We start from the raw sequence: 12,105 nt of genomic DNA, 5'->3' as shown, positions 1-12,105 counted from the left end.
ACGACCCTACGTGGGGAGGAATCGCCTCACTTGTCCAGGACCAGGCCGACCTTCTGGAATTCCTTGACGTCGTGGTAGCCGCACTTGGCCATGGCCCGCTTGAGACCGCCGAAGAGGTTCAGCTGCCCGTCGGGCCGGTCGGCGGGCCCGTAGAGGATCTCCTCCAGGGTGCCGTCCGGCTCGCCGGCGATGCAGAAACCGCCCCGGGGCAGGCTCGGGTGGCTCGCCGCGGAGTGCCACCAGGCGCCGCCCGCCGGGGCGCCCTCGGCCAGCGACAGCGGCTCACCGAGCATCACGGCGTCGGCGCCGCAGCCGATCGCCTTGGCGATGTCACCGGAGGTCTGGATGCCGCCGTCCGCGATCAGGTGGACGTAGCGGCCGCCGGTCTCGTCGAGGTAGTCGCGGCGGGCGGCCGCCGCGTCGGCGATCGCGGTCGCCATCGGGACCCGGATACCCAGGACAGTGTCCGTTGTGGACCACTCGTCCGCACCCACGCCGACGATCACGCCGGCTGCGCCCGTACGCATCAGATGCAGTGCGGTCTTGTAATCCGTGCATCCTCCGACGATGACCGGCAGATCGAGGTCGGCGATGAACTCCTTGAGGTTGAGCGGCTCGTCCGTCGTGGACACGTGCTCGGCGCTGACCAGCGTGCCCTGGATGACCAATAGGTCCACGCCGGCATCGAGGACCACCGGGGCCAGCGCGAGCGTGTGCTGCGGCGACACCCGGACGGCTACGGTGACGCCACCCTCGCGGATGGTCCGGACCCGCTCGGCGATCAGCTCGGGCCGGATGGGCTCGGAGTAGACCTCCTGGAGCCGCTTGGTGGCGTCGGCCTCCTCGTCGAGGGAGGCGAGCTCCTCAAGGATCTTGGTCGGATCCTCGTAGCGGGTCCACAGACCCTCGGCGTTGAGCACACCCAGGCCGCCGAGGCGGCCCAGGGCGATCGCCGACGCGGGACTCATGGTGGCGTCCGACGGATGCGCGACGCAGGGAATCCGGAACGGGTACGCGTCCACCTTCCAGTCGGTGGACACGTCGTCCACGTCCCGGGTGCGGCGGCTCGGGACGATCGCGATGTCGTCCAGGTGATACCCGCGCTGGGCGGTCTTGCCGAGACCGATCTCCACCACGTCGCGCATGGTCAGCAACCTTCATTCGTTGTGTGGGCGGTGGGTGGGGCGGTTGGAAGGCTATCGGGAGTGGTAGTTAGGGGCCTCGACGGTCATCTGGATGTCGTGCGGGTGGCTCTCCTTCAGACCCGCAGCGGTAATCCTGATGAGCTGACCGCGCTCCTGCAAGTCCGCAATAGTCTCCGCGCCGGCATAGCCCATCGACAGGCGCAGGCCACCGACGAGCTGCGCCATCACCCGCGACAGCGGGCCGCGGTAGGGCACCTGGCCCTCGACGCCCTCGGGAACCAGCTTCTCCTCCGGCACGTCGTGCTGGAAGTAGCGGTCCTTCGAATACGACTTCGCCTGCCCGCGCGACTGCATCGCGCCGAGCGAACCCATCCCCCGGTACGACTTGAACTGCTTGCCGTTGACGAAGATCAGGTCGCCGGGGCTCTCCTCGGAGCCGGCGAGCAGACCACCGAGCATCACGGTCTCGGCACCCGCCACGATCGCCTTGGCGATGTCACCGGAATACTGCACCCCGCCGTCCGCGATGACCGGCACCCCGGCCGGCTTGCAGGCCCGGGCCGCCTCCATCACCGCGGTGATCTGCGGAACCCCGACACCCGCGACGATCCGGGTGGTGCAGATGGCGCCGGGTCCGACACCCACCTTCACCGCGTCGGCACCGGCCTCGACCATCGCCTTGGCACCCGCGTACGTGGCGACGTTACCGCCCACGATGTCGGTGGTGGTGTCCTTCTTCAGCCGGGCGATCATGTCGAGCACCTGCCGCTGGTGACCGTGCGAGGTGTCGACGATGATCACGTCCACCCCGGCGTCGATCAGGCCGCGAGCCCGCTTGTACGACTCGTCGCCGACACCGATCGCGGCCGCCACGCGCAACCGGCCCTGCGCATCTTTCGTCGCGTTCGGGAACTGCTCGCTCTTGGTGAAGTCCTTGACCGTGATGAGCCCGCACAGCCGACCGTTGTCGTCCACCAGCGGCAGCTTCTCCACCTTGTGCCGCTGCAGCAGCGCCAGGGCGTCGACCTTCGTCACGCCGACCGGCGCGGTGATCAACGGGCTCTTCGTCATGACGTCGCGCACCTTCGCGCTGTCGTCGGTGACGAACCTCATGTCACGGTTGGTGACGATGCCGACCAGCGTGCCGTCACCGTCGACCACCGGCACACCGGAGATCCGGTACTTGCCGCAGAGCGCGTCGACCTCGCGGAGCGTGTCGTTCGGGCTGCAGGTCACCGGGTGCGTGATCATCCCCGACTCCGACCGCTTCACCAGGTCGACCTGGGCGGCCTGGTCCTCCGCGGAGAGATTGCGGTGCAGCACGCCGATGCCGCCCTCACGGGCCATCGCGATCGCCATCCGCGCCTCGGTCACCGTGTCCATGGCCGCGGACAGCAGCGGGATGGAGAGCTCGACGTTGCGAGTCAGCCGCGTGATGGTGTTGACCCGGCTCGGCACCACGTCGGATTCGCCGGGCTGCAGAAGAACGTCGTCGAACGTGAGACCGAGAGGAACCATGCGCGCGGAGTCAGTTTCCACAGATCATCCCTAGAGAAGAGGCGGAGTGTTACATCCTACTCATCGGTCAGGGCGTACCCGACGGGGCGGACAGCACGTGCGGGCCAGCACACAGTGCCCCTTGATGGGTACGGTATACAGCGTGCAAGAAGAGCCCATCGACCCGTTCAACGGCGACCCCGCCGACCCGGCCGCGGGACTCGACGACCTCACCGAGGACGCCGAGCAGGATCCGCTGACCGAGGCCGAGCGGCAGGACGTGCTCGAGGACCTCTCCGACCTGGAGATCTACCAGGCGCTCCTGAGCCCCACGGGGATCCGCGGCCTGGTGATCGAGTGCGAGGACTGCCACGAACCGCACTACTTCGACTGGGATCTGCTGCGCGGAAACCTGCGGCATCTGCTGTCGAGCGGGCGGCCGCGGGTGCATGAGCCGGCTTACGACCCGGATCCGGATCACTACGTGACGTGGGAGTACGCACGGGGTTATGCGGATGGCGTACACGACACCCTGACGGAGGGCACGGACGACGAGCGGTCCTAGATCCGGGACCTTCAGAGACGCCGACGGCGGGCCGCCCCTGGGGTGACCCGCCGTCGCTCGTTCTTGCGCGCGACCTCACCGGGCCGCCCCGCCCGGTCGTGGTCGCCACTCACCTGCTGGCGCGTGCCTGCCCACGGGTGACCGGGCCACCCCGCCCGGCCGTCCTCGGCACGCGTTCTGTCGTCAGGCCACCAGGCCGGCTCGGAATCCGGCCGCCACCGCGTGGGCACGGTCGCGGGCACCGAGCTTGCGGAAGAGCCGTCGGGCGTGGGTCTTCACCGTGTCCTCGGACACGAAGAGCTCCCGGCCGATCTCCGCGTTGCTCTTGCCGTCGGCCATCCCGCGCAGCACCTGGAGCTCCCGTTCGGTGAGCGTCAGGCGACGGCCGGCGGGGGCCGCCTCGCCGACCCGGGACTCGTTGCCCGGCCAGACCAGGGGTCGCCCGGTCGCCGGGTCGATCTCCGAGCCGTCCCCGCGCTGGGCGGGAACCATCGGCGAGTTCGGCAGCATGGCCGGGATCCCCGCGGAGTTCGGGGTGCCGGCCATCGCGAGGCCGTCACGGTGCAGCCCGCGGGCGGCAGCCGAGTTGTTGTTGCGCCCTGCTCCACCCACGGCCGCGGGCTGGGCGTTCGCGCCGTTGATCGGCATGCCCTGGGGGCGTACCGGCAACAGCAGGAGCAGGAGCGCCTTGGCGACCACGCTGACCAGATCGTGCTCGACACCGCGGATGACGCCACGGGCGCCGGCGGCGACCGTGGCGGCGGCGACCCGGGGGTCTTCCGCGCCGAAGAGAACGACCTGCGCCTGCGGGGCGCGGGCGAGGACGCGCCGGGTGAAGCCGACGCTGTCGGGACGGGTCACGGCGGTGTCGGCCAGAACGACCTCGGCCGGCCTTTCAGCCAGACGGATCATGGCCTCGGTCTCGCTCACCGCTGTCCGAACCACCCCGGTCATGCCGAGCCGGGCCGCGGTGGACGCGACGGTCTGGGCCGCCAGTGGGGTACGGACGCACACGAGGACGGTACGCACAGTGATCCTCCTTCTCTCTCAGAGGAGATCACGCGAGGGCCGCAGCATTACGCGCTTTAGATGGAAAAAATGGGAAAGGTCGGTACGGGTTTCGGCACCGGTGAGATACGGCCGGCGAAGACATCGACCAGTCGTGTGTGATCCGGCGTTTGCCGGGGTACACGGGCGGCAGGCCTGAGCCAGGCCCCTCATGACAACACTCCGCGGTGCCGCGCGGGAGGAGGGTGTTGATGTCGAACGTTCGCAGACTGCCCGGGCCCATCGCCGACCTGTGGGACTGGCAGCGACTCGGCCTGTGCAGGGGGCGCGACAGCGCCCAGTTCTTCCACCCCGACGGCGAGCGCGGATCTTCCCGCAATCGCCGGGAGGCGAAGGCCAAGGCCATGTGCGGCGCGTGCCCGGTACGGGCCGAGTGCGCCGCCCACGCGCTGGCTGTCCGTGAGCCGTACGGCGTCTGGGGAGGTTTCAGCGAAGCGGAGCGGCTGCGGCTGCTCGCGGTCGGCTGGGAGGACCTTGCCGATCGGCATCACGGACGGGTCGACCTTGCCCGGCTCGAGGCACGCCTCGGCCGGCCCCACAAGTCCACGGTGCCGGCACAACGGCAAGCACCGGCGGCCTGACGCCGCCCGAGGCGCGGCATCACCACCACACACCTGACGACGCGGTTCCCACCCGGGAGCCGCGTCGGCGTCTGTAACGGCATGTCAGCCGCATCGGTGAACATGCAAGCCACCGTATGAGCGAACTTCCCCTTGACGTCGGACGAAAAGTGCGGCTTTCGCGTGACACCCGATCAACCGGTCGTGTCCGCGCGCACCGTCCGCGGCGGATCACCGGTGATGCATCCTGCCTGCTCAGCTGCGTGCGGTCAGCGTGACAATCCGATTCGCGCACGCACAAGCCGGCGACGGCGGGCTTGACGGCCGGCGTGATTGGCACACGACCACAGCGGTAGTGCTCCCGCGGCTCTGAGGCCGGACGTCCACCCGGGCCGGCGACACTGATCGGCCGGGCCAGCAGGCGGCCGGGGCGGGCAGACGGACGTGTCGCCGGACGGCAGGCGGCCGAGCGGGCGGACATGTCGCCGGACGGCAGGCGGCCGAGCGGGCGGACATGTCGCCGGACGGCAGGCGGCCGAGCGGGCGGGCAGACATGTCGCCGGACGGCAGGCGGCACGCAAGAGGGCGGACACCGGCGATCGGCGTTCGTCACGAACAGCGCGAACCGATCGGCAGGGGCACGCGGCACCGCAGCGGCCGCCGCGGTGGGCCCGCCGGCCGGGGCGAGCGGGCTGCTTCGGTCAGTCGATCGTCACCTGGACCGTGTGCCAGCCCGTCGCGCCGTCCGGGGCCGGGGAGGCCGGTGTGCTCGTCTGTGTCTGGCCGTCGGCGTCCGTTGCGCGAACCTTCAGCGTGTGGTCGCCCGGTGTCGCCTGCCACTGGTACGACCATTGGACCCAGGTGTCCGCCGACACCGCCGGGGCAAGCGTTGCCGCTCTCCACGGTTGCTCGTCCACCTGCACCTCGACCTTGGTGATGCCGCGGTGCTGGGCCCAGGCGACTCCGGCGATCGTGAGCGCCCCGGCTTTGCGGCGGCTGCCGTCGCGGGGGGTGTCGATGCGGGATTGGGTCTTGATGGGTGCCTGAGCCGACCAGCCTCGGGGCACCCAGTACGCGTCGAAGTCCGCGAACCTGGTCAGCTCGATCTCGGTGATCCACTTGCACGCGGAGACGTAGCCGTACAGGCCGGGGACGACCATGCGGACCGGGAAGCCGTGGCGGACCGGAAGGGGCCGGCCGTTCATGCCGACGGCGAGGAGGGCGTCGCGGCCGTCGCGCAGGACCGATGTCGGAGTGCCGCACGTCCAGCCGTCGACCGAGCGGGACACCGCCTGGTCCGCCTCCGGCAGCGGCTGGGCCTCGTCGAGCAGGGCTTTGATCGGGGTGCCGAGCCAGAGGGCGTTGCCGATGAGGTCGCCGCCCACCTCGTTGGAGACGCAGGCGAGCGTGACGTAGCGCGAGATCATCGGGCGCTGCAACAGCTGCTCCCAGGTGATGGTGAGCGGGTTGCGGACCATGCCGTGGATGCGCAGCTGCCAGGTCGACGGGTCCACCTGGGGCGGGTACAGCGAGGTGTCGATGCGGTAGAAGTCGGCGGCCGAGGTGACGTAGGCCGTTGCCCCTGGGACCTGAGCGGCGGGCGGGACCGCGGGGGGCGTTTGCACGGGCGGGGGCAGCACCACGGCCTGGCGGGCGGCGGTCACGGCACGGCGGGACGTCAGGTAGCGCCCGCCGAAGCCACCGACGACTCCCACGGCAGCCGCAATGCCGGCCCCGACGAGGAAGCGCCGCCGCTCGAACGGGGACGCGCCGGAAGGCGGGACCGCCACTGAGGCGGGAGAAGCCTCGAAAGGCGAGACCGCCGCCGAGTGCCGGGAGACATCGGGAGGCGAGACCGCCGCCGAGTGCCGGGAGGCATCGGGAGGCGAGGCTGCCGCCGAGTGCCGGGAGACATCGGGAGGCGAGGCTGCCGCCGAGGGCGGGGAGGCCGAGGCGGAGACGGCGAGCGGGATCAGAAGACGTAGTGCAGCAGCCGCCACGAGGCCGGCCACGAGCGAGGGCACCGCGGCCGCAGGACCGGCATCGTGCCGGGTCAGCGCAGCAACGACGCCGATGACCGTGAAGAGCCCCACACCGCCGAAGGCGAGAATCCACGAACGCGACGCCGCCACGCCGACCGCCGCGGCATAGAGCGCCAAGAGCACGACCGTGCCCGTGATCAGCGCCGTCTTGTCATGGGTCCCGAAGACGGAAATGCCGAAGTCCTTGACCGGGCCGGGAACGGTGTCCACCACCACGGCACCGACCGCGAGGAGCGGCGAGGACTGCGGTCCGGTCAGAGCGGCGACCACCTCGCCCAGGCCGACCCCTGCCGCCGCGGCCGCCACCCCGGCCGAGGTGGCCCGGAGAACGGCAGGCCGGGGAAGAGCAGCCCGGCGCGATGCGGCCCGCGGAAGAACCGGGACGGGTCCAGCGGCAGGAGCGGAAGGCTTCACGCCATCCATCCTCCACCGCTCGGCGACCGATGCTCCTTACGAAGTAATGACGGCTGCCCGCAGCGCCGGCAAGGTTGCGACCAACGAGTCGAGCAGGTCCACCGAGCACCGGTCGGATCGCGGCTCCGGCAGCTTCGGCACCCCGGTGGCGGGCAGATCCCACACGACCCGTCCCGGCGACAAGCTCTCCAGGGCCGCGTACCACTGTTGCAACGGCTCCCTGAGCTGTACGTGGGCGGCGAAGTTCCGCCGCCGCCGGGTCTCGTCCCCGTCGCGGCGGCGTTGCAGTGTCGCGACGTCCGGCAGGCTCACGAGGACCGCATCGGCGAAGCCCAGCCGGCCGCTGCGGAAGGCTTCACGGGTGACCGCCAGCTCCCGGTCGAACTGTGCGCGGGGGGCGAGTCCGAGTGCCGCCATCCCCCAGGCGTAGTGCAGCTTCACCGGGTCGGTGTCGCAGAACGCGATGCCGTCCTGGCGTTCCAGGTCGAGGGCCGTGGACCAGCGCTGCATGCCGGCACGCACCCAGTGCCGGGCGAGCGCCACGGCGTCCGCCGGTTCGCGGCCGGTCATCTGGTATTCGGCCACGTGTCTGCCGACGTACCGGCGGCACCAGGACGTTTTCCCGGCCGCAGTGGGGCCCTCCACGACGACGATCATCCGCGCACCCTTCCGCCGAACCGGAGAAAGGGCGCGTCGCGGAAGCGACGCGCCCTTTCGAGAAACTACCGGTCAGAAGCCCGGGCCGTGCTGGTGGCCGTGGCCACCGTGGCTGTGCCCGTGGCCGCCGGCCGCGGCGGCCTCCGGCTCGGCCGGCTTCTCCACCACGAGGCTCTCCGTGGTGAGCAGCAGGCCGGCGATCGACACGGCGTTGGAGACCGCGTTGCGGGTCACCTTGACCGGGTCGATGATGCCGGTGGCGGCGAGGTCGACGTACTCGTCGGTGGAGGCGTCGAGGCCGTGGCCCCAGCCGAGCTCGGCGACCTTGCCCACTACGACGTAGCCGTCGTGGCCGGCGTTCTGCGCGATCCAGCGCAGCGGCTCCACCAGCGCCTTGCGGACGATCGAGACGCCGATCGCCTCCTCGCCGGTGAGGCCGAGGTCGTTGTCGAGGGCGGAGACGATCTGCGCCAAGGCGGCGCCGCCGCCGGGCACGGTGCCCTCTTCCACCGCGGCCTTGGTCGCCGCGATGGCGTCCTCGATGCGGTGCTTGCGCTCCTTCATCTCGACCTCGGTCGCGGCGCCGGCCTGGATGACGGCGATGCCGCCGGAGAGCTTGGCCAGGCGCTCGGAGAGCTTCTCGCGGTCCCAGTCCGAGTCCGACGCCTCGATCTCCTTGCGGATCTGCGCGACGCGGTCCTCGATCTCGGACTTCTTGCCACCGCCGTCGACGATGGTGGTGTTCTCCTTGTCGACCACGACGCGCCGGGCGGTGCCCAGCATGTCGACGGTGACCTGGTCGAGCTTGTAGCCGAGCTCCGGGGCGATGAGCTCGCCACCGGTCGCGATCGCCATGTCCTGCAGCATCGCCTTGCGGCGGTCCCCGAAGCCGGGGGCCTTGACCGCGGCGACCTTGAAGGTCTTGCGCAGCGCGTTCACCACGAGCGTCGACAGCGCCTGGCCCTCGACGTCCTCGGCGATGATGAGCAGCGGCTTGCCGGCCTGGAGGACCTTCTCCAGCAGCGGGAGGAGCTCCTCGACGCTGGAGATCTTCTGGGTCGTGATGAGGATGTACGCGTCCTCGAGCACGGCCTCCTGCGCCTCGGCGTCGGTCACGAAGTTCGGGGAGATGAAGCCCTTGTCGAACTGCAGACCCTCGGTGACGACGAGCTCGGTGCTGAGCGCGGAGCCCTCCTCGACGGTGATGACGCCGTCGCGGCCGACCCGGTCCATCGCCTCGGCGATCAGCTCACCGATGGTGGCGTCCTGGGCCGAGATGGTGGCGACGTTGGCGACCGACTTGTGGTCGCCGACCTCGACGGCCTTGGCCAGCAGCGCCTTGGAGACGGCCTCGGCGGCCTGGTCCATGCCCCGCTTGAGGGCGATGGGGTTGGCGCCGGCCGTCACGTTGCGCAGGCCCTCGCGGACCAGCGCCTGGGCGAGCACGGTGGCCGTGGTGGTGCCGTCGCCGGCGACGTCGTTGGTCTTGGTCGCCACTTCCTTGACGAGCTGCGCACCGAGGTTCTGGTACGGGTCGGAGAGCTCGATCTCCTTGGCGATCGTGACGCCGTCGTTGGTGATCGTCGGCGCGCCGAACTTCTTGTCGAGGACGACGTTGCGGCCGCGCGGGCCGAGGGTGACCTTGACCGTGTCGGCGAGCGTGTTGACGCCGTGCTCCAGCAGGTGCCGGGCGTCGTCAGAGAAACTGAGAATCTTCGCCATGTGTAGGTCCCTTCACGCACCACCGCCCTGACCCGTGGTGCGGGCCAGGGCGGGAAGCACTGTCAGTAGGTCACTTCTCGATGACCGCGAGGACGTCGCGGGCGGAGAGCACCAGGTACTCCTCGCCGGCGTACTTGACCTCGGTGCCGCCGTACTTCGAGTAGAGGACCGTCTCGCCGACCTTGACGTCAACCGGGATGCGGTTGCCCTTGTCGTCGATGCGGCCCGGGCCCACAGCGAGGACGGTGCCCTCCTGCGGCTTCTCCTTGGCGGTGTCGGGGATCACGATGCCCGACGCCGTGGTCGTCTCAGCCTCGTTCGCCTGGACCACGATCCGGTCCTCGAGCGGCTTGATCGCAACCTTGGTCGCGGTAGTCACGGGCATACCCTCCTGGGTACAGGTTTCGCCGGCCAGCATCGGCCGATCTCATGCCTCATGCCACCGGGCGGGGCCGTCGTCGCGGGTGCCGGTCCGCCTGGCGCAAGCGCGCTCCCCGGACGGGGCGCGCGCTGGCACCCTCGGGTTGAGAGTGCTAATCGGAGATTATGCCGGAACTAGCACTCCGTCAAGGAGAGTGCCAACACGGCAGAATGACTCCGCGTGGACCTCGAACTGCTCGCCGCACTGCGTACCCCGGAAGGGTCTGCGGCTCTTGCGGCCGCGGCCGAGGTGGCCGATGGAGATCCTTTGGCAGCGGCCTCTGCCCTGCGGTCCCGCGGCATCGCCGCACCGCTCGCGGCCGCCGCGCTCACCCAGAACGACCTGCGGCGACGCGGGGAGAGCAAGTTCGGCGCGGCGGCGGCGACGATGTTCTTCACCCGGCCGGGATTCGAGCAGGCGACCCGCGCGGTGGTGGCCCACCGGCGCGCCGCCCGCCTGCGGGCCGCCGGCGTCGAGCACCTAGCCGATCTCGGCTGCGGCCTGGGATCGGATGCGCTGGCCGCGGCCCGTCACGGTATTCGCGTGTACGCCGTGGACGCCGACCCCCTGACCGCGGCGGTGGCCCGGGCGAACGCCAAGGCGGCGGGGCTCGCCGACCTCGTGACGGTGGAGTGCGCGGACGCCACCACGGTCCGGGTGGAGAAGTTCGACGCGGTCTTCGCCGACCCGGCACGCCGTCGCGCGGGTCGTGGCCGGGTCATGGACCCGCAATCCTGGTCGCCGCCCTGGGACTTCATCGCGGCGCTGCCCGGCCGGGTGCCACGGACGGTGCTGAAGCTGGCTCCCGGCATCGACCATGCGCTGCTGCCGCCGGGCGCCGAGGGCGAATGGGTCAGCGTCGACGGCGATCTGGTCGAGGCGGCGTTCTGGTGCGGGCCCCTCGCGGAATTCGCACGGCGGGCGACTCTATTGCCGTCGGGGGCCGCCTTGCACGGCTCGGGGACCGACGCGGCACCGGTGGGACCGGTCGGCCGCTTCCTCTACGACCCGGACCCGGCCGTCGTCCGCTCGCACCTGGTCGCCGAGTTCGCGGGGGACATCGGCGGCCGGCTCGCCGACCCGGAGATCGCGTACGTCCACACCGACGATCCCGTGGACACGCCGTACGCCCGCCGCCTGGAGATCACGGACGTGCTGCCGTTCTCGCTGAAGCGACTGCGCACGTTGCTGCGCGAGCGGGGAGTGGGCCGCGCCGAGATCCGTAAGCGCGGTTCGGCGCTGGAGCCCGAGCAGCTGCGACGTGACCTGCGCCTGCGGGGCAGCGGCTCCGCGTCCATCGTGCTGACGCGGGTGGCGGGCGCGCCGACCGTACTGCTGTGCCGTTAACCTCGCTGATCGTGGCTAAGAAGGCGGCCGGGACGCCGGCGACCGTACTGCTGTCCGCGGAGAAGGTGGCGCATGAGCTGCACCCGTACGACGTCTCGCCGGACGCCCCCAACTACGGCGCGCTGGTCGCGGAGGCGCTGGGCGTGCCGTCGGAGGCCGTGTTCAAGACCCTGATCGCCGAGGTGGACGGCGCGCTGACCGTGGCCGTCGTACCGGTGACCGGAGATCTTGATCTGAAGGCCCTGGCCGGTGCGGCCGGCGGGAAGCGGGCGACGCTGGCCGACCGCGCGGCCGCCGAACGCAGCAGCGGCTACGTCCGCGGCGGCATCAGCCCGCTCGGCCAGCGTAAGCGTCTCCCCACCGTGCTCGACGAATCCGCGCTGGCGCTCGAGCGGATGTACGTCTCGGCCGGCCGGCGCGGGCTGCAGGTGTCGATGGCGCCCGCGGACCTGATCCGGCTGACCGATGCCACCACGGCACGAATCCGGACATAAGTCTCGAAGCGTTACAACACCGTTACGGGCAAACCGGCTCTTTCTCCGGAGAACCTCCGATTCCGGATCGCGAAGTGACCTAGCGTCACGTAGTGAGTACGCCATGCCGGTTGTGCTGCACCGCGCCGCGGGAATACGTTGCCCCACACAACAAACAGGTCATGGAGCGGCAT

At 70.6% G+C, this 12,105-nt stretch carries 11 protein-coding genes; 4 read left to right on the top strand and 7 right to left on the bottom strand.

Going from position 1 to position 12,105, the window contains the following annotated elements; genetic code table 11:
* Positions 1-26: 26 nt before the first annotated feature.
* Together ACIBO8_RS11735 and guaB are read right to left on the bottom strand one after the other, a co-directional pair.
* Positions 27-1,145, bottom strand: a complete 1,119-nt coding sequence (locus ACIBO8_RS11735; protein WP_396115096.1) for a GuaB3 family IMP dehydrogenase-related protein — start codon at positions 1,143-1,145, stop codon at positions 27-29.
* Between the two features lie 51 nt (positions 1,146-1,196).
* A complete protein-coding gene (gene guaB, locus ACIBO8_RS11730; RefSeq protein WP_396115623.1) occupies positions 1,197-2,663 on the bottom strand; it encodes an IMP dehydrogenase in 1,467 nt (488 codons plus the stop codon).
* A 142-nt stretch (positions 2,664-2,805) separates the two neighbouring features.
* On the opposite strand from guaB, the gene ACIBO8_RS11725 reads away from it, so the two are divergent.
* Positions 2,806-3,207 (top strand): DUF5319 domain-containing protein, encoded by a 402-nt coding sequence (locus ACIBO8_RS11725; RefSeq protein WP_396115095.1) that lies wholly within the window; start codon positions 2,806-2,808, stop codon positions 3,205-3,207.
* Between the two features lie 183 nt (positions 3,208-3,390).
* Here ACIBO8_RS11725 and ACIBO8_RS11720 read toward each other — a convergent pair whose 3' ends face one another.
* Complete coding sequence (locus ACIBO8_RS11720) at positions 3,391-4,236, bottom strand: response regulator transcription factor (RefSeq protein ID WP_396115094.1); 846 nt, start codon at positions 4,234-4,236, stop codon at positions 3,391-3,393.
* A 230-nt stretch (positions 4,237-4,466) separates the two neighbouring features.
* Here ACIBO8_RS11720 and ACIBO8_RS11715 point away from each other — a divergent pair, with 230 nt between their 5' ends.
* Positions 4,467-4,856 (top strand): WhiB family transcriptional regulator, encoded by a 390-nt coding sequence (locus ACIBO8_RS11715; protein WP_189205310.1) that lies wholly within the window; start codon positions 4,467-4,469, stop codon positions 4,854-4,856.
* Between the two features lie 680 nt (positions 4,857-5,536).
* Here ACIBO8_RS11715 and ACIBO8_RS11710 read toward each other — a convergent pair.
* From ACIBO8_RS11710 to groES, 4 genes are all read right to left on the bottom strand, one after another.
* Positions 5,537-7,147: a molybdopterin-dependent oxidoreductase gene (locus tag ACIBO8_RS11710; protein WP_396115622.1), complete on the bottom strand. Its 1,611-nt coding sequence runs from the start codon at positions 7,145-7,147 to the stop codon at positions 5,537-5,539.
* Positions 7,148-7,327: 180 nt separating this feature from the next.
* On the bottom strand, positions 7,328-7,948 hold the full coding sequence (locus ACIBO8_RS11705) for a hypothetical protein (RefSeq protein ID WP_396115093.1): 621 nt from the start codon (positions 7,946-7,948) through the stop codon (positions 7,328-7,330).
* Between the two features lie 72 nt (positions 7,949-8,020).
* Positions 8,021-9,670 carry a chaperonin GroEL gene (gene groL / locus ACIBO8_RS11700; protein WP_396115092.1) on the bottom strand — a complete coding sequence of 550 codons (1,650 nt, stop codon included), beginning with the start codon at positions 9,668-9,670 and terminating at the stop codon, positions 8,021-8,023.
* Between the two features lie 70 nt (positions 9,671-9,740).
* Positions 9,741-10,055: a co-chaperone GroES gene (gene groES, locus ACIBO8_RS11695; RefSeq protein ID WP_082771855.1), complete on the bottom strand. Its 315-nt coding sequence runs from the start codon at positions 10,053-10,055 to the stop codon at positions 9,741-9,743.
* A 216-nt stretch (positions 10,056-10,271) separates the two neighbouring features.
* Here groES and ACIBO8_RS11690 point away from each other — a divergent pair, with 216 nt between their 5' ends.
* Together ACIBO8_RS11690 and ybaK are read left to right on the top strand one after the other, a co-directional pair.
* On the top strand, positions 10,272-11,438 hold the full coding sequence (locus ACIBO8_RS11690) for a methyltransferase domain-containing protein (protein WP_396115091.1): 1,167 nt from the start codon (positions 10,272-10,274) through the stop codon (positions 11,436-11,438).
* Positions 11,439-11,449: 11 nt separating this feature from the next.
* A complete protein-coding gene (gene ybaK, locus ACIBO8_RS11685; RefSeq protein WP_396115090.1) occupies positions 11,450-11,932 on the top strand; it encodes a Cys-tRNA(Pro) deacylase in 483 nt (160 codons plus the stop codon).
* The last annotated feature ends 173 nt before the right edge of the window (positions 11,933-12,105 follow it).

Origin of the sequence: Actinoplanes sp. NPDC049681, assembly GCF_044465265.1 — a bacterium.
Classification (GTDB): domain Bacteria; phylum Actinomycetota; class Actinomycetes; order Mycobacteriales; family Micromonosporaceae; genus Actinoplanes.
This window is presented reverse-complemented; position numbering and strand designations above follow the sequence as displayed.

Coding starts and splice junctions, on each gene's coding strand:
- ACIBO8_RS11735 (WP_396115096.1), bottom strand. CDS start 1,145: ATGCGCGACGTGGTGGAGATCGGTCTCGGCAAGACCGCCCAGCGCGGG.
- guaB (WP_396115623.1), bottom strand. CDS start 2,663: ATGGTTCCTCTCGGTCTCACGTTCGACGACGTTCTTCTGCAGCCCGGC.
- ACIBO8_RS11715 (WP_189205310.1), top strand. CDS start 4,467: ATGTCGAACGTTCGCAGACTGCCCGGGCCCATCGCCGACCTGTGGGAC.
- ACIBO8_RS11705 (WP_396115093.1), bottom strand. CDS start 7,948: ATGATCGTCGTCGTGGAGGGCCCCACTGCGGCCGGGAAAACGTCCTGG.
- groL (WP_396115092.1), bottom strand. CDS start 9,670: ATGGCGAAGATTCTCAGTTTCTCTGACGACGCCCGGCACCTGCTGGAG.
- groES (WP_082771855.1), bottom strand. CDS start 10,055: ATGCCCGTGACTACCGCGACCAAGGTTGCGATCAAGCCGCTCGAGGAC.